The sequence below is a fragment of the Pseudomonas sp. SD17-1 genome, assembly GCF_029201585.1.
GTDB lineage: Bacteria > Pseudomonadota > Gammaproteobacteria > Pseudomonadales > Pseudomonadaceae > Aquipseudomonas > Aquipseudomonas palmensis.
Genome location: NZ_CP104044.1, coordinates 4133769 through 4153995 on the forward strand (window position 1 = coordinate 4133769; position 20227 = coordinate 4153995).

A 20227-nucleotide genomic window follows, 5' to 3' on the forward strand; every position below is an offset into this window, starting at 1 on the left:
GCAAGTTTCTCCTAAATCAGGCCAGCGCCGCACGGGTGGCGGCGAAAGCATCCGGGGTATTGAGGTTGAAGGTGTTCACGCCGTCGGCGCAGCGCTTGTTCAAGCCGGCCAGCACTTTGCCGGGGCCGCACTCGACCAGTTGCACCGCGCCATTGGCAGCCAGGGTCTGCACGCATTCGACCCAGCGTACCGGCTTGTACAGCTGCTCCAGCAGGTCGCGTTTGAGGGTATCGAGATCGCCAGCCACGCCCGCACTGACGTTCTGCACCAGCGGGATCTGCGGGGCCTGCCAGTCGATGGCGTTCACCGATTCGGCAAACCGCTCGGCGGCCGGGCGCATCAGCTCGCAGTGCGACGGCACGCTGACCGGCAGCGGCAGCGCACGTTTGGCGCCGGCGGCCTTGCAGGCTTCCATGGCGCGCTCTACAGCAGCCTTGGCACCGGCAATGACAACCTGGCCCGGGGAGTTGAAGTTGACCGCACTGACCACCTCACCCTGCGCAGCCTGAGCACACAGGTCCACGACCACGGCGTCATCCAGGCCCAGAATCGCAGCCATGGCGCCCTGCCCGGCCGGCACGGCCTCCTGCATGAGCTCGCCGCGACGCTTGACCAGCTTGACCGCGTCACCCAGGCTCAGGCTGCCGGCAGCCACCAGCGCACTGTATTCACCCAGGCTGTGCCCGGAAACGAATGCAGGGCGCGCGCCACCTTCGGCCAGCCACAGGCGCCACAGGGCGATCGAGGCGGTCAGGATGGCCGGCTGGGTTTTGTCCGTCTGGTTGAGTTGTTCTTCCGGGCCCTGCTGGGTCAGTGCCCACAGGTCGTAACCGAGAGCCTCGGAGGCCTCACGGAAGGTATCGATGACCAGCGGGTACTGGGCGCCCAGCTCGGCAAGCATGCCGAGCGACTGCGAACCTTGGCCAGGAAAGACGAATGCGAGGGATGCAGACATTGAACAAGCCCCTAATGATCTTGTCGTCGAAAATAGCGCCCAGCCGGGGCTGAGCGCGAGAAAACTGACAATTGGATGGTAACGAGAACCAAGCGGTCACATTTATGCACGTCGTTGTGCCGATGCCTAAGGCAGCAGATCCTCCAGACGGCCGTGCAAGCGCTGCGGCAAGTTCTCCTGGATCTCGATCAGCGCCCGCTGTATCGCGCTCTGGAAACCCTGCACACCCGCCGAGCCATGACTCTTGATGACGATGCCCTGCAGGCCGAGAAAACTCGCGCCATTGTGGCGCGCCGGCGCAAGGTCGGCCTTCAGGCGACTGAGCAGCGGCATCGCCAGGGCCCCCACCGCCCGCGCCATCAGGCCACGCTTGAACAGCGCCTCGATGCGCCCACCGATCATGGTGGCCAAGCCTTCGCTGGACTTGAGCAGGATATTGCCGACAAAGCCGTCGCACACCACCACATCCGCTTCGCCACGGTACAGGCCATCGCCTTCGACAAAGCCGATGTAGTTGAGGCCGCGGGCATTTTGCAGCAGCGTCGCAGCCAGCTTGACCTGCTGGTTGCCCTTGATGTCTTCGGTACCGATGTTGAGCAGCGCCACACGCGGCCGGGAAATGCCCAGCGCTTGCGCCGCCACCGAGCCCATCACGGCGAACTGGAACAGGTGCTCGGCGCTGCAGTCGACGTTGGCCCCCAGGTCAAGCAGCTGGCAATAGCCGGTCTGGGTCGGTATGGCCGCCACCATCGCCGGCCGATCGATGCCGGGCAGGGTCTTGAGCACATAGCGCGACAACGCCATCAGCGCGCCGGTGTTGCCGGCGCTCACGCAGGCCTGCACCTTGCCATCACGCAATAGTTCGAGGGCCACGCGCATCGACGAGTCGGGCTTGCCACGCAGCGCCTGGGACGGCCGCTCGTCCATGCCGATCACTTCGCTGGCCGGCACAATATGCAGGCGCGCGCGATCCGCTGCCGACTGGCCAGCGATCAGATCTTCAAGGAGGGAGGGTTGACCGACGAGGGTCAGGTGCAGCGAGGGAGTAGCCGACAGGCAAGCAATGCTGGCCTGAACAATGCTGCGGGGACCGAAGTCCCCGCCCATTGCGTCAATCGCGATCTGAGCGGACAAGGATTACTCGTCAGCGCCCTTGTCGATCACTTTGCGACCACGGTATACGCCTTCTGGCGATACGTGGTGACGCAGGTGCACTTCACCAGTGGTTTTCTCTACGGACAGAGCGTTTTCCGAGAGAGCGTCGTGCGAACGGCGCATGTCACGGGCAGAGCGGGATTTTTTGTTCTGCTGAACAGCCATAATTGATTAACTCCTAAACGTTTGGGTCACGCTTTAACTGCGCCAATACACTGAACGGGTTGGACCGCGTTACCTCGTCCTTGCTCGGTTCGGGCTCATCGGCGCCCGCCGGCTGCTGGCATTCTTCCGGATGATGAGCAGGCACGATGGGCAAGGCGAGCAGAAGCTCTTCCTCGACCAATGCTTGCAGATCCAAAGGATCTTCGCCCAGTTCCAGCACGTCATAACCTTTCGGTAACGACTGGGTATTCGCACCCTCTTTCACCACAGCATATGTAGATTCGCTGTGGATCGGCAGGGTGACCAGCTCAAGACAACGCTGGCAAACCATCTTGACCTCGACGGTCAGAGCACTGTGGATAACCACGGTTTTCTGTTCGTCTCGCTCAAAATCGAATTTAGCCTGCACCGTACCGACATCGTCGGAAAGCGGGTCGCAGAGTCTCTCCAAATCGGCGAGTAGCAGCGTTCCTTCGAGAGAAACACCACGATCGGCCAATTTGCGCGGGTCAACGTGAGGTGGAATCGGGTCATTCAACATAGGCGCAGCATTCTAGGGATGCCCCCCGCCCCTGTCAAAGGAAATTCGGCCCCGTTCAACATGTTAGAATCGGCGCACCTGCTCAGGAGTTCATCATGCTGCCCTTGTTACTGGCTTCCAGCTCACCCTACCGGCGCGAATTGCTGGCGCGACTGCAACTGCCCTTTGCCTGGGCAGCGCCCGATATCGACGAACAGCGCATCGGCGAAGAGCCCGCCCCAGAGCTGGTCAAGCGCCTGGCCAGGCACAAGGCCGAGGCATTGGCTGCCAGCCATCCGGGGCATCTTATCATCGGCTCCGACCAGGTTGCCGTGCTGGGCGAACAGATTCTGGGCAAGCCACACACCTTCGAAAAGGCCTGCGAGCAATTGCTGGCTGCGAGCGGCAATCACGTCACCTTCCTGACCGGCGTGGCGCTGCTCAATACCCAGAGCGGCCATTGCGAGGTCGATTGCGTGCCATTTACCGTGCACATGCGCGAACTGGACCTGCCACGCATCGAACGCTACCTGCGCGCGGAACAACCCTACGACTGCGCCGGCAGCTTCAAGTGCGAAGGGCTGGGGGTGAGCCTGTTCCAAAGCACCCACGGCTGCGATGCCACCAGCCTGGTGGGACTGCCGCTGATCCGACTGGTCGACATGCTGCTCAAGGAAGGGGTGAGCATACCGTGAGGGCAAGCCAATACCAGCAATAAAAAACCGGCCATCTGGCCGGTTTTTCATTAATCAGCACACTCAGCGCAGTGCCGGCCCCTGAAAGCCCATCCACATGGCAAGGTGCTCGGCGACGCTGGCACCCAGGCGTTTGGAGAAGCGATCAAACGGCGACTCTTCGACGGTGAAATCAACCAGGGTCTTCTCCCCCACCACCTCACGCGCCACATAATCGGCATTGCCCAGGGCGTCCACCAGCCCCAGCTGCACGGCCTGCTCACCCGACCAGATCAGCCCGCTGAACAGCTCGGGATGCTCCTTGTCCTTGAGCCGCTCGCCGCGCCCCTGCTTCACACTGGCAATGAACTGCTTGTGGGTGGTGTCCAGCACACCCTGCCAGAAGGCCGTTTCGTCCGGTTTCTGCGGCTGGAATGGATCAAGGAAGGCCTTGTGCTCACCCGCCGTATAGGTACGACGCTCGACACCCAGCTTCTCCATGGTGCCGACAAAGCCGTAGCCAGCTGCCGTCACACCAATCGAGCCCACCAGGCTGGCCTTGTCGGCATAGATCTGGTCAGCCGCACTGGCGATATAGTAGGCACCCGACGCACCCAGGTCGCTGATGACCGCGTACACCTTGAGCGACGGCTTGGCGGCCTGCAGACGACGAATCTCGTCATAGATGTAGCCAGACTGCACCGGGCTGCCGCCCGGGCTGTTGATACGCAGCACCACCGCCTTGGTCTTGGCGTCGTCGAAGGCCGCACGCAGGCTGGCTATCACGTTGTCGGCGCTGGCCGGCTCCTTGTCCGCAATGATCCCGCGCACCTCGATCAGCGCCGTATGGCTCGCGCCACGGGCGGCGGTCTTGTCGATATCCATCAGCGGCGAAAACAGGGCCAGGATGCCGAACAGGTACACGAACGTCAGCAGCTTGAAAAAAATACCCCAGCGCCGGGCCCGACGCTGCTCCTGCACGCCCGCCAGCAAGGTCTTCTCGAGCAGCTTCCAGCTGGTGCGCTCTTCGTTCTTTTCGGCGTCAGGCGCCTTCCACTCGTCAGTCATGCTCACCTACCCTGGAAATTCGATTGCAGCGGTTCGGCCTAGCCACGCCTGCAATTGTGAAAAGTGCTGTATGGACAACTGCGGCTCGTAAACGCTCAATGCCTCGAGCGACAGCGCCCCATGCCCCACCGCCACCGAATGCATGCCGGCATTGCGCGCCATCAGCAGGTCGAACGACGAATCGCCCACCATCAACGCACGGCTCGCCGGCACCTGGCAATGGGCCAGGATCTCCTCGAGCATGCGCGGGTGCGGCTTGCCCATGGTTTCGTCGGCAGCCCGGGTAATGTCGAAGAACGTTTCCCAGCCATTGGCCACCAGCACCCGGTCCAGGCCGCGACGCGCCTTGCCGGTAGCGACTGCCAGGCGATAGCCATCGGCCCTGAACGACTCGAGGGCCTCGACCACGCCGGGATACAACGGCGACGGCTGGGTATCCAGGGCCATATAGATGTCGGCGTAATGCTGACGAAACGCCATGACTTCAGGCTGATCCAGATGCGGGTACAGCGTACTGATCGCCTCGGGCAGCGCCAGGCCGATGATGCCCTTGACCGCCTCGTCCGAGCACAGCGCATAGCCGGCACGCTCGGCCGAGCGATGCATCGCTTCGACGATGCGCCCGATCGAATCGGCCAGCGTGCCGTCCCAATCGAAGATCAGCAGGTCGTAATCACGGCGCACTCAAACGCTCCACGGTCTTGGCCCACATGTCGTCCACCGGCGCCTCCAGCTTCAGCTCGCCGCCATCGGGCAACGGCACGGTCAGCGCATAGGCATGCAGGAACAGGCGCTTGCCGCCCAGCTCGCGGATCTCGCGAGTGAAATCCTCGTCGCCATACTTGCTGTCGCCGGCGATGCAATGCCCGGCATGCAGGGTATGCACGCGAATCTGGTGGGTACGGCCAGTAATCGGGCGTGCCTCGACCATGGTCGCGAAATCGCCGAAACGGCGCAGCACGCGAAACAGGGTGAGCGCCTCCTTGCCTTCGTCGTTGATTTCCACCATCCGCTCGCCGGAACGCAGGTTGCTCTTGAGCAGCGGCGCATTGACCTGCTTCTTGGCCGTGGCCCAGTGACCACGCACCAGCGCCATGTAGCGCTTGTCGACGCCGTCACCGCGCAACGCGGCATGCAGATGGCGCAACATGCTGCGCTTCTTGGCGATCATCAGCAGACCGGAGGTATCGCGATCGAGCCGATGCACCAGCTCCAGCTCCTTGGTATCCGGGCGCAACTGACGAAAGGCTTCGATCACACCGTAGTTCAGCCCGCTGCCGCCGTGCACGGCGATGCCAGCAGGCTTGTTGAGCACGATCAGGGCCTTGTCTTCGTACACGATGGCCGCTTCGAGTCGCTGAAGCAGGCCCTGTGCCAGCGGCACCGGCTCGTCACGCTCAGGCAGACGAACGGGCGGCACGCGCACGATATCGCCGGCCTGCAATTTGTACTCTGGCTTGATCCGTCCCTTGTTCACCCGCACTTCGCCTTTGCGCAAAATGCGATAAATCAAGGTCTTGGGAACGCCCTTGAGTGCAGTGATCAGGAAGTTGTCGATCCGTTGGCCGGCAAGTTCCGGCGCGACCTCGATCAGCTGGACGCCGGAGGTCGGAGGGGTAGTAGTCGTCATTTGCGAATCATAACAATTTTTTATGGATTTGAAGCACTTAATGATTGCTGCTATAGTCGCGAACGCCGCCAAAAGCGGCTGGCCAGCGGACCAATGGCTTTGAGCCGGCCCTGACCTACGCAATTCTCGAGGACGCGAGGCCGTCCGACGGGGCTTTCGCCAGTTTACAGAAGTGCCTGGAATCGCTACCAGCGCCGATGAGAGAAGACCGATAAAAAACAACAAGAGCGGTGTTTGACCCTCCTGCACGTTTTTTTCGATGCCCACTCCTTCAGTGCAGTCGCTTTCACGCAGTCACGGCGAATGCTTCGGAAATACCAGCCTTAGCCATAGAAAGCGCGGGCTCCCGTATGGAGCTGGCGATAACTGCAACCCGTTGCGGATTCAGCGCGCGGCAGCACCCGAATTATCAGGGATACGTGTAGGGTGGAGATGCACAACCGTCGGACCGTGTAGCACTGCGTCCAGTCCACAGGCCCTCTGGCCCGCGACCGGACCCGGTCTTGATCAAGATGCCCCAGGGTGTCCACGGCCGAAGGCTGATTCCTCCTCCTGACTGAGTGCATTTGACACCACAGCTAGCAGGACGCGTCGTCGCGACTTCGGCAGCACTGGGCGACCAGTCCGACCGCAAGCCGCTGGACACGGGATGGTCCGCCACCCCTGACGCACCCTGACACCGACCGTGAGAAGTCGTGTGTGCCGAACGCCGTTTCCGGCAGCCCGGAAACCGACGGTACTACATGAAAAGAATGCTGATTAACGCGACTCAACCCGAAGAGTTGCGTGTTGCTCTGGTAGACGGCCAGCGCCTATACGATCTGGACATCGAGTCCGGTGCACGCGAGCAGAAAAAAGCCAACATCTACAAGGGCAAGATCACCCGCATCGAGCCCAGCCTTGAAGCCGCCTTCGTCGATTTCGGCTCCGAGCGCCACGGCTTTCTGCCCCTCAAGGAAATCTCCCGCGAATACTTCAAGAAGTCGCCCGAAGGCCGGGTGAACATCAAGGAAGTGCTGAGCGAAGGCCAGGAAGTCATCGTCCAGGTCGAGAAGGAAGAGCGCGGCAACAAGGGCGCCGCCCTGACCACCTTCATCAGCCTGGCCGGTCGTTACCTGGTCCTGATGCCTAACAACCCGCGTGCCGGCGGCATCTCCCGTCGCATCGAAGGCGAAGAGCGCAACGAACTGCGCGAAGCGCTCAACGGCCTGGTTGCCCCTGCCGACATGGGCCTGATCGTTCGCACTGCCGGCCTGGGCCGCAGCAGCGAAGAGATGCAGTGGGACCTGGACTACCTGCTGCAACTGTGGACCGCCATCAAGGAAGCGTCCCTCGACCGCGCAGCGCCGTTCCTGATCTACCAGGAAAGCAACGTCATCATCCGCGCCATCCGCGACTACCTGCGCCAGGACATCGGCGAAGTGCTGATCGACAGCGTCGATGCCCAGGAAGAAGCCCTGACCTTCATCCGCCAGGTGATGCCGCAGTACGCCAGCAAGATCAAGCTGTACGAAGACAGCGTGCCGCTGTTCAACCGCTTCCAGATCGAAAGCCAGATCGAGACCGCCTTCCAGCGCGTCGTCGACCTGCCATCGGGCGGCTCGATCGTGATCGACCCGACCGAAGCACTGGTGTCCATCGACATCAACTCGGCGCGCGCCACCAAAGGCAGCGACATCGAGGAAACCGCCCTGCAGACCAACCTGGAAGCGGCCGAGGAAATCGCCCGCCAACTGCGTCTGCGTGACATCGGCGGCCTGATCGTCATCGACTTCATCGACATGACCCCGGCCAAGAACCAGCGCGCCGTCGAAGAAAAGGTGCGCGAGTGCCTGGAAGCCGACCGTGCCCGCGTACAGGTCGGCCGAATTTCGCGCTTCGGCCTGCTGGAAATGTCCCGCCAGCGCCTGCGCCCTTCCCTGGGCGAAAGCAGCGGCATCGTCTGCCCGCGCTGCAGCGGCACCGGCATCATCCGTGACGTCGAATCGCTGTCGCTGGCAATCCTGCGCCTGATCGAGGAAGAAGCCCTGAAGGATCGCACTGCCGAGGTGCGTGCCCAGGTGCCGATCCCGGTCGCCGCGTTCCTGCTCAACGAAAAACGCAACTCGATCACCAAGATCGAACTGCGCACCCGGGCGCGTATCGTCATTCTGCCGAACGACCACCTGGAAACCCCGCATTTCGAAGTGCAGCGCCTGCGCGACGACAGCCCGGAAGCCCTGAACAACCAGTCCAGCTACGAAATCGCTGCGACCGAAACCGAAGAAGTGCAACCGGCTGCCGCCACCCGCACCCTGGTTCGCCAGGAAGCCGCGGTCAAGACTGCACCGGCCCGCGCCAATGCTCCGGTACCGGCTCCGGAAGCCCCTGCTGCCCCAGCCGCCCCGGTACACGCCCTGCCAGAGCCAAGCCTGTTCAAGGGCCTGGTCAAGTCGCTGGTCAGCCTGTTCGCCGGCAAGGAAGAACCTGTGGCCGCCGCACCGGTGGTAACCGAGAAGCCTGCCACCGAGCGTCCTCAGCGCAACGAGGAGCGTCGCAACGGTCGCCAGCAGAGCCGCAACCGCAACGGTCGTCGCGATGAAGAGCGCAAGCCACGCGAAGAGCGTGCCGAGCGCGCGCCACGTGAGCCGCGTGAAGAACGCCAGCCTCGCGAAGCCCGTGAAGAGACCTCGACCCGCGAAGAACGCGCACCACGCGCCCCGCGTGAAGAACGTCAGCCTCGTGCCCCACGCGAAGACCGTCGCCCACGCGAAGATCGCCCGGTACGCGAACTGCGTGAGCCTCTGGATGCCACCCCGGCCCCGGCCGTCCGCGAAGAACGTCCTGAGCGCGCCCCGCGCGAAGAGCGTCAGCCACGTGAAGAGCGTGCACCGCGTGAAGAGCGCGCACCACGTGAAGAACGTGCCCCTCGCGAGGAGCGCGCACCGCGTCCGCCACGCGAAGAGCGTCAGCCACGCCCGGCCGAGCCGGTCGAGGATGCGGCCGAAGAGCAACTGCCAAACGAAGAGCTGCTGCAGGATGACAACCAGGAAGGCGCCGAAGGCGATCGTCCACGTCGTCGCTCGCGCGGTCAGCGTCGTCGCAGCAACCGTCGTGAGCGTCAGCGTGATGCCAACGGCAATGTGGTCGAAGGCAGCGAAGACGGCACCGAAGAAGGCGCCGAACAAGCTGGCGAACAACCTGCTGCTGCGGAAAAACGCAGCGAAGGCAATGCGCAGCCTTCGGGCGTGGAACTGGCTGCCGGCCTGGCCGTGACTGCCGCCGTTGCCACCAGCAACATCAGTGCCGACGCCGAGGCCCAGGCCAACGCTCAGGCCGAGCGTGCAACTGCTGCTGTCGATGACACCCCAGCCGTCGTGGCCGAAACGCCTTTCGAGGCCGGCACCGTCGAACCAGTGGTTGTCGAAACCAGCACCGAGTCGAACGAAACAGCTCGACAGCCCGCTGCCGAAGAAGCTGTTGCTGAACAAGCGGCCATCGCCCCTGTGATCGAACAACCGTTCGAAGCACCGGTGCAGGCAGTCGAGTCGAGCATCGAGCCTGTCGTCGAAGTTGCTCCGCAACCAGTCGAGGCCCAGATCGAGGCCGAGGCCAAGGTAGAGGCTCTGGTGGAAGCACCGGCTCAAGCCCCTGAGCAGGCGCCAGCTGTCGAAGCGCCCGTCGAGGCACCTGTAGCTGCCGAGCCGGTCATCGCCCTGCCGAGCGAGCCTGAAGCGCCGGCTGCAGTCGAAGCCGAGCCGGTCATTGCCGCTGAGCCAGCACCGGTCGCCGAGGCACAGGCACCGATCGCCGAGCCTGCCGAGGTTGAGGCACCGGTCGTCACGCTGGCCAACGGCCGTGCACCGAACGACCCGCGTGAAGTGCGTCGCCGCAAGCGCGAAGCTGAAGCCGCAGCGGCCGCCGCTGCTGCCGAGCAGTCGCAGGAAGCTGCAGAAGAGCATAAACCGCTCGTCTGACGGCCATTAAAAAGCCCCGCCAGTGCAAACTGGCGGGGCTTTTTATTGCCTGATGCCTGGTGGTGGATGTGTCACCAACAACGCCGAACCCGCAGGAATCGGCGCTGCCAGCGAACAAGTCGCCCAGTCAATACAAGTTGGGTTCCATCTCCAGCGCGACGCCGAAGCGCGCCAGCACATCAGCCTGAATCCGCTGCGCCAGCGCATGCAACTGCTTGCCACTGGCCTGCCCGTAGTTCACCAGCACCAGCGACTGCAAACGGTGCACCCCGGCATCGCCCTCGCGAAACCCCTTCCAGCCCGCCTGCTCGATCAACCACCCCGCCGCCAGCTTTACCTGACCATCGGCCTGTGGATAACCTACCGCATCCGGATACGCCTCGCGCACGCGCTGCGCCAGTTCAGCGCTCACCACCGGGTTCTTGAAGAAGCTTCCGGCATTGCCCAGCTCGGCCGGGTCTGGCAGTTTTTCGCGACGAATGCTGCAGATGGCATCGCTGACATTCTGTGCGGTCGGCTGACCGATGCCCTGCTCACTCAGCCGCTGGCGTACCGGGCCGTAGTCCAGGTGCAGGTGCTCGGCGCGATTGAGCACGAAGCGAACCCGCAGGATCAGCCAGCGCCCGGGATTACGCTTGAACACACTGTCACGGTAGGCAAAATCACACTGTTCCAGCGCAAACTCGTGCAACTGGCCGGTTTCCCGATCCAGTGCCGTAAGCCCGGCAAACACGTCCTTGATCTCCACGCCATAGGCGCCGATGTTCTGCATCGGCGCCGCCCCGACGGTACCGGGGATCAGGCTGAGGTTTTCCAGCCCCGACAGTCCCTGGGCCAGGGTCCACTGCACGAAGGGATGCCAGGGCTCACCCGCCTCTGCCTCGACCACCACGCGCTGGCCATCATCCGACAGTATCCGCACACCGACACTGGCCATGCGCAGCACCAGCGCCTGGATATCGGCAGTCAGCAGCAGGTTGCTGCCGCCACCGATCACCAGCACCGGCAGGTGCTGTTCGGCTGCGTGCGCCAGCAGCTGGCGCACTTCGTCATCGTTGTGTGCCTGGGCGAAATACTGCGCCTTCACCTCGATTCCGAAGGTGTTGTAAGGCTTGAGTGAAACCTGCGATTGCACCTGCACGCTCATAGCCGGCCCTTCAGCTCGACCACCAGCTTGCTACAAGCCAGCTCAATGAGATCAAGCACCTGTTCGAAGCCCTCTTCGCCGCCGTAGTAAGGGTCGGGCACTTCATCCAGCTCACCCTCGTAGCGGCGCAGGAACAGGTCCAGTTCGGCGGTACCGGCAGACGGTTGCAGCGCCTTGAGGTGGCCGAGATTGCTGGTGTCCATAGCCAGGATCAGGTCGTACCGGCTGAAGTCCTGCGCGCTCACCTGCTGTGCACGCTGTGCGGACAGGTCGTAGCCGCGCGCCAGCGCAGCGCGGCGGGTTCGGCTGTCGGGCGGCTTGCCCACATGCCAGTCTCCCGTACCCGCCGAGGCCACTTCGACCTGATCCTCGAGGCCTGCCAGCTTCAACTGATGGCGCAACACGCCCTCGGCCGTCGGCGAGCGGCAGATGTTGCCCAGGCATACGAACAGGACGCGCATCAGGCCTCCAGCAAGCGCCGAACGCGCTCCAGGTCTTCAGGTGTGTCGACGCCCACAGGCGGCGCCTGCAAGGCATCGGCCACGTGGATGCGCACGCCATTCCACAGCGCACGCAACTGCTCCAGCGACTCGGTCTGCTCCAGGCCGCACGGGCCCCAGGCGACGAAGTCCTGCAACAGGCCTGCGCGATAGGCGTACATGCCGATATGCCGGCGATAAGGCACACTCGCCGGCAATTGCTCGCGGCTCTGGGCAAACGCATCACGCGCCCACGGCAAGGGCGCACGGCTGAAGGTCAGGGCCAGGCCGTTGCGGTCGGTGCTCACCTTGACCGCATTGGGGTTGAACAGCACTTCGACGTCTTCGATCGGCTCGGCCAGCGTGGCAATGCCCGCTTCAGGATGCGCCGCCAGGTTGGCCGCCACCTGGTCGATGATCGCCGGGGGAATCAACGGCTCGTCACCCTGCACATTGACCACGATCGCATCTGCCGACAGGCCCAGCTGGGTGGCGACTTCGGCCAGGCGGTCGGTGCCCGACTGGTGGTCCTCACGGGTCAGCAGCACCTCGGCGCCAAACCCCTGGCATGCAGCGACGATGCTCGGGTCATCGGTGGCAATCACCACGCGGGTGGCGCTGCTTCTGCGCGCCTGCTCCCAGACGTGCTGCACCATCGGCTTGCCGGCAATCGACAGCAATGGCTTGCCCGGCAGACGGGTGGAGCGCAGGCGCGCTGGAATCACAACGGTGAAATCCAGGCTCATTTGTCCAGGCGCTCGTCATCGGTCAGGGTTCGGGCTTCGCTCTCGAGCATCACCGGGATACCGTCACGAATCGGGTACGCCAGGCCGGCCCCCTTGCTGATCAGCTCGGTCTTGTCGGCGCTGAGCTTGAGCGGGCCTTTGGTGATCGGGCAAGCAAGGATGTCGAGCAATTTGGTGTCCATGGATATTCCTCAGGCCTGTGGCCGGAAAAAGAAAATGTCAGGGCTGGCGAGGCCCGGGCAGCAGACGCGCCAGCTGCGCGTCGAGCCAGGCCACGAAGGCCGGCGAAGGCAGTGCGTCGACCGCAAGATACCACCAGTCATCGGCGGCGAAAGCACGGCATTTCACCGCATCCTTCTCAGTCATGACCAGCGGCAATGACGGGGTGAAGCTCAGGGCCTGGGCGTTGTACGCCGCATGGTCGGCAAACGCATGCGGCACAGGCTGCCAGCCCAGCCCCTGCAGGGTGTTGAAAAATCGCTGAGGGTTGCCGATGCCGGCCACAGCGTGCAATGCCTGGCCCGGCGCAAAATGCTCAAGGCCTCGTCGCTCGCCGCTGCGCAGGTTGACCAGTGCCGTAGGGGCCAGGGTGAAGGCAAAGCCATCATCACGGTCGCTGAGGGCGCCGTTGTAGAGCACGGCGTCCACTTCATCCAGGCGCTCCACCGGCTCACGCAGCGGCCCGGCAGGCAGGCAGCGGCGATTGCCGAGGCCGCGGGCCGCGTCGATCAGCACCAGCTCGAGATCACGCGCCAGGCGGTAGTGCTGCATGCCGTCGTCGCACAGGATCAGGTCCAGCGGCTCGGCGTCGAGCAAGGCCCGCACGGCCTGGCTGCGATCGGGGTCGATCATCAGCGGCACGCCGGTGCGCTGCACGATCAGCAAGGGTTCGTCACCGGCCTGTTCGGCCGGTTGATCGGCACGCACGCGCCACGGCAGTTGCGGCGCAGTGGCCCCATAGCCTCGGCTGACCACCCCCACGCGCAGGCCGCGCTGGCGACAGTGCTCGATCAGAAACAGGATAAGCGGGGTCTTGCCGGTGCCACCCACGGTGATGTTGCCCACCACCAGCACCGGCACCGGTGCGCGATAGATGTCGCCCTGCCCGGCCAGAAAACGCTCGCGCTTGCCCCGCACCACCCGACGGTACAGGGCCTCGAGCGGGCGCAACAATACCAATGCCGGGTGGCCGGCATACCAGGCATGCAACAGGCGATCGGCAAGCGCCATCAAGGTGTCCCCTGGGCGGCCTCGACCGTGGTCATGCGCAACTGGCTGAAGCCGAGCTTGCCAGCGGCATCCATGGCGGTGACCACGGCCTGGTGCGGAGTCTTGCCGTCAGCGCTGATCGACAGCGGCATCTTGGTGTCGCCCTGTGATTCCTTCTGCAGGGCCTCGGTCAGGGTGCCCAGGTCGCTCTTGGGCAACAGGTGGTTGTTGACCGAGTACACGCCTTCGGCGCTGATGGTGATTTCCAGCTGCTTGGCCTCGGTGTCGGGCGCCGGAGCGCCGCTGACCGCCTCGGGCAGTTCGACACGCAACTGGGTTTCACGGGTGAAGGTGGTGGTCACCACGAAAAACAGCAGCAGGATGAACACCACGTCGATCAGCGAAGCGAGGTTGATGTCCACGGTCTCCCGTGGCTTGCGCCGGAATTTCACGCCTTGCCCTCGCTCAGGTCGACATCACGGTCCCCCTGGACCACTTCCACCAGCTTGATGGCCTCCTGCTCCATGCCCACCACCAGCTCATCGATGCGCCGTTGCAGGAAACGATGGAAGAATACCGCCGGGATACCCACCATCAGGCCGGCTGCGGTGGTGATCAACGCCTTGGAGATCCCCCCCGCCAATACCGAGGCATTGGTGGTCATGCCGGACCCGGTGAAGGCACTGAAGATATCGATCATGCCCAGCACGGTGCCCAGCAGGCCCAGCAGCGGCGCCATGGCCGCGATGGTGCCCAGTGCGTTGATGTAGCGCTCCAGCTCGTGGATGACACGGGCGGCGGCTTCCTCGATGCACTCCTTCATGATTTCGCGACCATGGCGGGAGTTGGCCAGGCCTGCGGCCAGGATCTCGCCCAGCGGCGAGTCGGCGCGCAGGGTCTTGAGCTTCTCGCTGGTGAGCTGTTTGTCCTTGATCCAGCGCCACACCTGGCCGAGCAGGTGCGGCGGGGTGACACGACTGGCGCGCAGGGTCCACAGGCGTTCGGCGACGATAGCCATGGCAGCGATGGAACTCAGAATGATCGGCAGCATCATCCAGCCACCGGACTTGACCAATTCCCACACAGTAGCGACCCCCTCGAAAAAGTCCGCCACTTTACCATAGGGGGCCACGGGGCCGAACAGCGTCATGTCGGCTCCCGCCAGAAGCGCCGCTGGCTGCGTTGCCCGACCGCCTGGCCAAAGCTGCCCAGCACCAGGCGCACCGCCCCGTGCAGGGCGCTGTCGTGCACGGTGATACCCAGCGCCTGGTAACGCGCCATCACCTGTGCGTGCGGATGCCCGAATGCATTGTGGCGCCCTCGCGAAATCAGCACGCCCCGTGGCCGGGTTCGCTCGAGAAAGGCCTGGCTCGACGAGGTGCGGCTGCCATGATGGGGCGCCTGCAACCAGTCGACCGGGTCGGCTGTCGACTCGCGCAGCCAGGCGCGCTCGGCCTGGGCATCGATGTCACCGGTAAGCAGCAGGGTTTCCCCGCCGGCATCCACGTGCAACACACAGGAGCGCTGATTGCTGTCGCCGGCCTGCTGCCAGCGCCACAGGCTGAAGAGCACGCCATCCCACTGCCATTGCTCGCCACTGGCGCAGGCCTGGGCCTGCAGTTGCCCGGGCAGCTCATCCGGGTCGCCGCCCACCACACGCACCAGCGGCACGCTGCGCTGCACCGCCAGGGCGCCGCCGGCATGGTCGGCATGGGCATGGCTGATCAGCGCCAGGTCCAGCTCGCGCACCCCCAGCTTGCGCAGAGTCGGCACGACCACCCGCTCACCCAGGTCGCTGCCACGGGTGGCCGGGCCTGCGTCATACAGCATCGCATGGTGACGGGTACGCAGCACAAACGCCTGGCCCTGGCCGACATCCAGCTGCCACACCTCCAGTTGCCCATGGGCGATCTCGTTGCGAGGCGCACAGCCGGCCAGCAGCAGCAAGGGCCAGCCCAGCACCCGCATCGGCAGCCCGCCCGGCAACAGCAGCAGTACCGCGCCACCGCCCACCATCAACCATGCCCATATCGGCAAGGCGACCGGTGTCCAGGCCGGTTGCCAATGTGCCACCTGTGCCAGTGTCCAGAACAAGGCTGCCAGCGATCCTCCAGCCAGCCACAACAGGGCCTCCCCCAGCAACGGGAGCCCCTGCAGCAGTGTGCCGGCCAGCGCCAGGGGCAACACCGCGATACTGACCCAGGGCACCGCAACCAGATTGGCCAGCGGTGCCGAGAGACTGATCGGCAGCCCCAGCGCCAGCAGCACCGGCAACAGGCCGATCGCGATCAGCCATTGGGCCCGGCACCATGCCAGCCAGGGGTTCCAGGCCCCCAGCCGGCCGCCGAACACATACACCAGCACCGCCACCGCTGCGAACGACAGCCAGAACCCCGGCTGCAGGCTGGCCAATGGCTCCACCAGCAATACACCGTTGAGGGCAAGCAGCAAGGGAATCCAGGCCCCAAGGTGGCGAAAACGCAGGCGCCACAACAGCACCACCGCCAGCATGATGCAGGCGCGTCGTACCGGTACCTGAAAGCCCGCCATCAAGCCGTACGCCAGGGCCGCCGCAAACGCCAGGCCGCACGCCCAGGGTAGCCAGGGCAGCGCCCTGGGCCATGCCCCCACACGTGCCAACCCGGCCACCAGGCCGTACACCAGACCGGCCAGCAAGCCGATGTGCTGACCGGAAATCACCAGCAGGTGCACCGTGCCGGTTGCCTGGAGCACCTGCCAGTCCTCCTGTGCCAGCGCCCCGCCGTCACCCAGCACCAGCGCCGCCAGCGCACCTTCGCGCCCATGGGCCTGAGCCCCGAGCAGGCGCTGGCGCACCGAATCACGCCACGCATGGCTGGCCGGGGCCAGTCGTTCACCTGCCCTTACGCGGCCGGTGGCACCGATTCGCCGAGCCAGCATGGCCGCTTCCTGGTCAGGCCCATGGGGGTTGAGCAGGCCGGAGGGGCGCTGCAGCTGCACCGCCAGGCGCCAACGCTCGCCACTGTTGACCGGCGGCCCGCCAAACCAGCTCAGGCTCAGCCGCTGCGGCAACTGGGCGCGGCGCGAGGAGGCTTCGGCCAGCTCGAAACGCACCGAATGTGGGCCCTGCTGCGCCAGGCCCACTACCCGACCTTCCAGCCACAGGGTGCGCCCCTCCAGCTCGGGCCGCAGTCGATCGTCCAGCGCCCATTGCGCCGAGCAACAGGCCCAGGCAAAACCAAGCAGGAACAGACCGGGCACTGCCCATCGACACACCAGGCATAACATTCCCGTTATGCCGATGCCCCAGAGCCAGCCGACCGACGGCAAGGCAGGTAGCACGTTGAGCGCCAACAGCCCCAAGGCCAGCGCCAACATCCTTGTGCGCATGGGTAAAGCTCCTGAGCAGATCTCACCCCAGAGGCTTAGATCACCCAGGCCCGCACCTTGCTTATTAATTGTCACAAAGTCTGAATTGGCGCTGTTTACAATCCGTGCATACTGGCCACTTCAGAACGCCGAGAGCCCACATGCCGCGTCGACTTTTCAAACGCTACATGCCAGATCCGACGAGCATTCGGGAACATAAATCCTTACGCTTTCTCGGCCGGCTGCTGCACGACCCCAACCTCTGGCACCTGAATCGCCATTCGGTGGCACGGGCCATGGCCGTAGGCCTTTTCGCAGCCTTCATCCCTATCCCGATGCAGATGCTGCTGGCCGCCAGCCTGGCGGTTCTGGTGCGTGGCAACATGCCCATCGCCGTCAGCCTGGTGTGGCTGACCAACCCCATCACCATGCCGCCGGTGTTCTACTGCACCTACCAGGTGGGGGCATGGCTGATGCAGATACCGCCACGCACGCTGCCTGAGGAACTCACCTTCGAATGGATCACCGACCAGCTGTCGACGCTGTGGCAGCCCTTTCTGCTGGGCTCGGTGGTGTGCGGCGTGCTGCTGGGGGCGCTGGCCTACTGCCTGACCATGCTCTACTGGCGCTGGTGGGTGGGCAGGCAGTGGCGCAGGCGCAAGCAGAAATCAGCTGCGCATTCCTCGCCCGCTGACCAGTAGGCGCACGCAGCCGATGTACAGCACCGCGGTGGCCACCAGCATGAAGGTGATGGCCACGCCGATGCGGATGTCCGAGACGCCCAGGATGCCGTAGCGGAACGAGTTGACCATGTGCAGCACCGGGTTGGCCAGCGACACGGTCTGCCAGAATGGCGGCAGCAGGGTGATGGAGTAGAACACCCCACCCAGGTACGTCAGCGGCGTGAGCACGAAGGTCGGGATGATCGAGATGTCATCGAAGTTGCGCGCAAACACTGCGTTGATGAAGCCCAGCAGCGAGAAGATCGTCGCGGTCAGCACCACCACCAGCACCGTCACGCCCAGGTGATGCACCTGCAGATGGGTGAAGAACAGCGACAGCAGGGTCACGATCACTCCCACCGCCAACCCGCGCAGCACGCCGCCCAGGGTGTAGCCGATGAGGATGGTGTGCGGCGACACCGGCGACACCATCAGCTCCTCGATCGAACGCTGAAACTTGCTGCCGAAGAAACTCGACACCACGTTGCCGTAGGAGTTGGTGATCACCGACATCATGATCAGGCCCGGCACGATGTACTCCATATAGGTGAAGCCACCCATGTCGCCGATCTGCCGGCCGATGAGGTTCCCGAAGATCACGAAGTACAGCACCATGGTGATCGCCGGGGGCAGCAGGGTCTGCGGCCAGATCCGCGTGAACCGCCGCACTTCTCGATAGACGATGGTATTGAGGGCAACCAGGTTGGCGCGCAGTTCCGAACTCATACCGCCACCTTCGCCAGGTTTTTTTCCACCAGGGACACGAACAGCTCCTCGAGACGATTGGTCTTGTTGCGCAGGCTCAGCACCTCGATGTTCTGCAGGGCCAACTGGCCGAACAGCGCGGTGATGCCCACGTCCTTGTCCACCTGCACTTCCAGGGTGTGCGGGGTGATCAGCCGGCACGGGTAGCCGGCCAGTTGCGGCGCCTGGGCCAGGTCATGCTTGAGGTCGAGCAGGAAGGTCTCCACATGCAACGTGCCCAGCAACTGACGCATGCTGGTGTTCTGCACGATGGTGCCGTGGTCGATGATGCCGATGTTGCGGCACAGCTGCTCGGCCTCTTCCAGGTAGTGGGTGGTCAGGATGATGGTGATGCCCTTCTGGTTGAGCTCGGTCAGAAAGCTCCACATCGAACGGCGCAGCTCGATGTCAACGCCAGCGGTAGGCTCGTCGAGGATCAGCAGGCGCGGTTCGTGGATCAGCGCGCGGGCAATCATCAGGCGGCGCTTCATGCCGCCGGACAGCGAGCGCGATGGCACGTCACGCTTGTCCCACAGGCCCAGCTGGGTCAGGTACTGCTCGGCGCGCTCCCTGGCCACCTTCATCGGGATGCCGTAGTAACCCGCCTGGGTCACGACGATATCGAAGGTCTTTTCGAACTGATTGAAGTTGAACTCCTGGGGCACCACGCCGATGCAGCGCTTGAGCGCGGCTGGCTCTCGGTCCAGGTCATGGCCGAACACATTCACCGTGCCGCTGGTCTTGTTGACCAGGGTCGAGAGAATGCCGATGGTGGTGGATTTGCCGGCGCCATTGGGGCCGAGCAAGGCGAAGAAATCACCTTCGGCGACATCCAGGTCGATGCCCTTGAGGGCCTGGAAGCCATTGCCGTAGGTCTTGGTTAGCTGCCGAATGGACAGAGCAGAACTCATAGCAGGTCTACACACCAGGTTGAAGGGTTCACAAGGCAGGCGGTCAGACAGGGCCGACCGCGACGAATGTGGCCATGGTGCTTGCCCAGGCCACGCAAGTACAGTGAAGTGTATCGATATTGACTATCAGGGTAATCGACAGGTTCAGGTCAGCGCGGTCATTACCGCCGCCTGGTAGGCCGGCCGTTGCCTGAGGCGCTCGTACCACGCACGCAGGTGCTTCATTTCCGGACGCTCGATGGGCATCTCGAACCAGGCATACACGAAGCAGCCCAGCGGGATGTCGCCCATGCCGATCGCTTCCCCCGACAGGTAGGGTTGCATGGCCAGGGCCTGATCGGCGATCGACAGCAGTTCGGCGCATTGCTTGTGCGCGGCGTTGATCTGCACCCAGTCCTGCTGGTCAGACGGGGTACGCAGGATGCCCCAGAACAACGGGCGGAATGGCGTAGCCAGCGATGACGTGGTCCAGTCCATCCACTTGTCTGCGCTGGCCCGGGCCGCCGGGTCGGCGGGGTACCAGTCAGTGTTTGGGGCATACCGGCCACACAGGTAGCGAACGATGGTATTGGATTCCCACAGCACCAGCTCGCCATCCTCGATCATCGGCACCCGGCCGTTGGGGTTGAGGGCACGGTAGTGGGGCTCGTCGACCACGCCGAACTCGCCACCGGCATCGATCGACTGGTAACCCAGGCCCAGCTCCTGGGCGCACCACAGCGCCTTCCTGACGTTTGACGAGTTCTTGCGTCCCCAGATCTTCAGCATGACGACTCCTGACATAGGCGGTGGGCACTC

General features: G+C 64.0%; 21 protein-coding genes. 3 read left to right on the forward strand and 18 right to left on the reverse strand.

Going from position 1 to position 20227, the window contains the following annotated elements; all coding sequences use genetic code 11:
- Positions 1–16: 16 nt before the first annotated feature.
- The 4 genes from fabD to N0B28_RS18715 all read right to left on the reverse strand — a co-directional run bounded on the left by fabD (position 17) and on the right by N0B28_RS18715 (position 2816).
- The gene (gene fabD / locus N0B28_RS18700; RefSeq protein WP_100634427.1) at positions 17–955 is read right to left on the reverse strand and encodes an ACP S-malonyltransferase; all 939 of its coding nucleotides are present in this window, start codon (positions 953–955) and stop codon (positions 17–19) included.
- 126 nt (positions 956–1081) lie between these two features.
- Positions 1082–2062 (reverse strand): phosphate acyltransferase PlsX, encoded by a 981-nt coding sequence (plsX, locus tag N0B28_RS18705; protein WP_043862879.1) that lies wholly within the window; start codon positions 2060–2062, stop codon positions 1082–1084.
- A 30-nt stretch (positions 2063–2092) separates the two neighbouring features.
- On the reverse strand, positions 2093–2275 hold the full coding sequence (gene rpmF, locus N0B28_RS18710) for a 50S ribosomal protein L32 (protein WP_010223221.1): 183 nt from the start codon (positions 2273–2275) through the stop codon (positions 2093–2095).
- Positions 2276–2288: 13 nt separating this feature from the next.
- A complete protein-coding gene (locus N0B28_RS18715; RefSeq protein ID WP_054915811.1) occupies positions 2289–2816 on the reverse strand; it encodes a YceD family protein in 528 nt (175 codons plus the stop codon).
- Positions 2817–2911: 95 nt separating this feature from the next.
- Between N0B28_RS18715 and N0B28_RS18720 the strand changes: the two genes are divergently transcribed.
- Entirely contained in the window at positions 2912–3490 is a 579-nt protein-coding gene (locus N0B28_RS18720) for a nucleoside triphosphate pyrophosphatase (protein ID WP_058541072.1), read from the forward strand.
- A gap of 63 nt (positions 3491–3553) precedes the next feature.
- Here N0B28_RS18720 and sppA read toward each other — a convergent pair whose 3' ends face one another.
- From sppA to rluC, 3 genes are read right to left on the reverse strand one after another with little or no spacing between them, the layout of a single operon-like run.
- Entirely contained in the window at positions 3554–4537 is a 984-nt protein-coding gene (gene sppA / locus N0B28_RS18725) for a signal peptide peptidase SppA (RefSeq protein ID WP_275728035.1), read from the reverse strand.
- Between the two features lie 6 nt (positions 4538–4543).
- Positions 4544–5221 (reverse strand): HAD-IA family hydrolase, encoded by a 678-nt coding sequence (locus N0B28_RS18730; RefSeq protein WP_054915813.1) that lies wholly within the window; start codon positions 5219–5221, stop codon positions 4544–4546.
- Complete coding sequence (gene rluC / locus N0B28_RS18735) at positions 5211–6167, reverse strand: 23S rRNA pseudouridine(955/2504/2580) synthase RluC (RefSeq protein ID WP_043862884.1); 957 nt, start codon at positions 6165–6167, stop codon at positions 5211–5213. Before rluC ends, N0B28_RS18730 begins: the two co-directional genes overlap by 11 nt.
- 743 nt (positions 6168–6910) lie before the next feature.
- Between rluC and rne the strand changes: the two genes are divergently transcribed.
- Entirely contained in the window at positions 6911–10123 is a 3213-nt protein-coding gene (rne, locus tag N0B28_RS18740; RefSeq protein WP_043862885.1) for a ribonuclease E, read from the forward strand.
- 127 nt (positions 10124–10250) lie between these two features.
- Here rne and murB read toward each other — a convergent pair whose 3' ends face one another.
- The 8 genes from murB to N0B28_RS18780 all read right to left on the reverse strand — a co-directional run bounded on the left by murB (position 10251) and on the right by N0B28_RS18780 (position 17073).
- Positions 10251–11270 (reverse strand): UDP-N-acetylmuramate dehydrogenase, encoded by a 1020-nt coding sequence (gene murB / locus N0B28_RS18745; protein ID WP_043862886.1) that lies wholly within the window; start codon positions 11268–11270, stop codon positions 10251–10253.
- Positions 11267–11731, reverse strand: coding sequence for a low molecular weight protein-tyrosine-phosphatase (locus tag N0B28_RS18750; RefSeq protein WP_054915815.1), 465 nt, complete (start codon positions 11729–11731; stop codon positions 11267–11269). The genes murB and N0B28_RS18750 overlap by 4 nt, the downstream gene beginning before the upstream one ends.
- A complete protein-coding gene (kdsB, locus tag N0B28_RS18755) occupies positions 11731–12495 on the reverse strand; it encodes a 3-deoxy-manno-octulosonate cytidylyltransferase (RefSeq protein WP_078479737.1) in 765 nt (254 codons plus the stop codon). Before kdsB ends, N0B28_RS18750 begins: the two co-directional genes overlap by 1 nt.
- Positions 12492–12677 carry a Trm112 family protein gene (locus tag N0B28_RS18760; protein ID WP_003247142.1) on the reverse strand — a complete coding sequence of 62 codons (186 nt, stop codon included), beginning with the start codon at positions 12675–12677 and terminating at the stop codon, positions 12492–12494. Before N0B28_RS18760 ends, kdsB begins: the two co-directional genes overlap by 4 nt.
- Before the next feature lie 37 nt (positions 12678–12714).
- Complete coding sequence (gene lpxK, locus N0B28_RS18765) at positions 12715–13725, reverse strand: tetraacyldisaccharide 4'-kinase (RefSeq protein ID WP_043862889.1); 1011 nt, start codon at positions 13723–13725, stop codon at positions 12715–12717.
- Positions 13725–14156 (reverse strand): biopolymer transporter ExbD, encoded by a 432-nt coding sequence (locus tag N0B28_RS18770; RefSeq protein ID WP_078479738.1) that lies wholly within the window; start codon positions 14154–14156, stop codon positions 13725–13727. Before N0B28_RS18770 ends, lpxK begins: the two co-directional genes overlap by 1 nt.
- Positions 14153–14788 (reverse strand): MotA/TolQ/ExbB proton channel family protein, encoded by a 636-nt coding sequence (locus tag N0B28_RS18775; protein WP_162484877.1) that lies wholly within the window; start codon positions 14786–14788, stop codon positions 14153–14155. Before N0B28_RS18775 ends, N0B28_RS18770 begins: the two co-directional genes overlap by 4 nt.
- 62 nt (positions 14789–14850) lie before the next feature.
- The gene (locus N0B28_RS18780) at positions 14851–17073 is read right to left on the reverse strand and encodes a DNA internalization-related competence protein ComEC/Rec2 (protein WP_177346315.1); all 2223 of its coding nucleotides are present in this window, start codon (positions 17071–17073) and stop codon (positions 14851–14853) included.
- A 140-nt stretch (positions 17074–17213) separates the two neighbouring features.
- On the opposite strand from N0B28_RS18780, the gene N0B28_RS18785 reads away from it, so the two are divergent.
- On the forward strand, positions 17214–17753 hold the full coding sequence (locus tag N0B28_RS18785) for a DUF2062 domain-containing protein (protein WP_043862892.1): 540 nt from the start codon (positions 17214–17216) through the stop codon (positions 17751–17753).
- Here the strand turns inward: N0B28_RS18785 and N0B28_RS18790 are convergent.
- The 3 genes from N0B28_RS18790 to N0B28_RS18800 all read right to left on the reverse strand — a co-directional run bounded on the left by N0B28_RS18790 (position 17721) and on the right by N0B28_RS18800 (position 20197).
- The gene (locus N0B28_RS18790) at positions 17721–18500 is read right to left on the reverse strand and encodes an ABC transporter permease (protein ID WP_058541067.1); all 780 of its coding nucleotides are present in this window, start codon (positions 18498–18500) and stop codon (positions 17721–17723) included. The two genes, N0B28_RS18785 and N0B28_RS18790, sit on opposite strands and share 33 nt — an antisense overlap.
- Positions 18497–19429 (reverse strand): ABC transporter ATP-binding protein, encoded by a 933-nt coding sequence (locus tag N0B28_RS18795; RefSeq protein ID WP_043862894.1) that lies wholly within the window; start codon positions 19427–19429, stop codon positions 18497–18499. The genes N0B28_RS18790 and N0B28_RS18795 overlap by 4 nt, the downstream gene beginning before the upstream one ends.
- A gap of 144 nt (positions 19430–19573) precedes the next feature.
- A complete protein-coding gene (locus N0B28_RS18800; RefSeq protein ID WP_054915819.1) occupies positions 19574–20197 on the reverse strand; it encodes a glutathione S-transferase in 624 nt (207 codons plus the stop codon).
- Positions 20198–20227: the final 30 nt, after the last annotated feature.

Excerpts from the sequence above, each read along its gene's own strand:
- fabD (WP_100634427.1), bottom strand. The coding sequence starts at position 955 with ATGTCTGCATCCCTCGCATTCGTCTTTCCTGGCCAAGGTTCGCAGTCG.
- plsX (WP_043862879.1), bottom strand. The coding sequence starts at position 2,062 with ATGGGCGGGGACTTCGGTCCCCGCAGCATTGTTCAGGCCAGCATTGCT.
- rpmF (WP_010223221.1), bottom strand. The coding sequence starts at position 2,275 with ATGGCTGTTCAGCAGAACAAAAAATCCCGCTCTGCCCGTGACATGCGC.
- N0B28_RS18715 (WP_054915811.1), bottom strand. The coding sequence starts at position 2,816 with ATGTTGAATGACCCGATTCCACCTCACGTTGACCCGCGCAAATTGGCC.
- N0B28_RS18720 (WP_058541072.1), top strand. The coding sequence starts at position 2,912 with ATGCTGCCCTTGTTACTGGCTTCCAGCTCACCCTACCGGCGCGAATTG.
- sppA (WP_275728035.1), bottom strand. The coding sequence starts at position 4,537 with ATGACTGACGAGTGGAAGGCGCCTGACGCCGAAAAGAACGAAGAGCGC.
- rluC (WP_043862884.1), bottom strand. The coding sequence starts at position 6,167 with ATGACGACTACTACCCCTCCGACCTCCGGCGTCCAGCTGATCGAGGTC.
- rne (WP_043862885.1), top strand. The coding sequence starts at position 6,911 with ATGAAAAGAATGCTGATTAACGCGACTCAACCCGAAGAGTTGCGTGTT.
- murB (WP_043862886.1), bottom strand. The coding sequence starts at position 11,270 with ATGAGCGTGCAGGTGCAATCGCAGGTTTCACTCAAGCCTTACAACACC.
- N0B28_RS18750 (WP_054915815.1), bottom strand. The coding sequence starts at position 11,731 with ATGCGCGTCCTGTTCGTATGCCTGGGCAACATCTGCCGCTCGCCGACG.
- kdsB (WP_078479737.1), bottom strand. The coding sequence starts at position 12,495 with ATGAGCCTGGATTTCACCGTTGTGATTCCAGCGCGCCTGCGCTCCACC.
- N0B28_RS18760 (WP_003247142.1), bottom strand. The coding sequence starts at position 12,677 with ATGGACACCAAATTGCTCGACATCCTTGCTTGCCCGATCACCAAAGGC.
- lpxK (WP_043862889.1), bottom strand. The coding sequence starts at position 13,725 with ATGGCGCTTGCCGATCGCCTGTTGCATGCCTGGTATGCCGGCCACCCG.
- N0B28_RS18780 (WP_177346315.1), bottom strand. The coding sequence starts at position 17,073 with ATGCGCACAAGGATGTTGGCGCTGGCCTTGGGGCTGTTGGCGCTCAAC.
- N0B28_RS18785 (WP_043862892.1), top strand. The coding sequence starts at position 17,214 with ATGCCGCGTCGACTTTTCAAACGCTACATGCCAGATCCGACGAGCATT.
- N0B28_RS18790 (WP_058541067.1), bottom strand. The coding sequence starts at position 18,500 with ATGAGTTCGGAACTGCGCGCCAACCTGGTTGCCCTCAATACCATCGTC.
- N0B28_RS18795 (WP_043862894.1), bottom strand. The coding sequence starts at position 19,429 with ATGAGTTCTGCTCTGTCCATTCGGCAGCTAACCAAGACCTACGGCAAT.
- N0B28_RS18800 (WP_054915819.1), bottom strand. The coding sequence starts at position 20,197 with ATGCTGAAGATCTGGGGACGCAAGAACTCGTCAAACGTCAGGAAGGCG.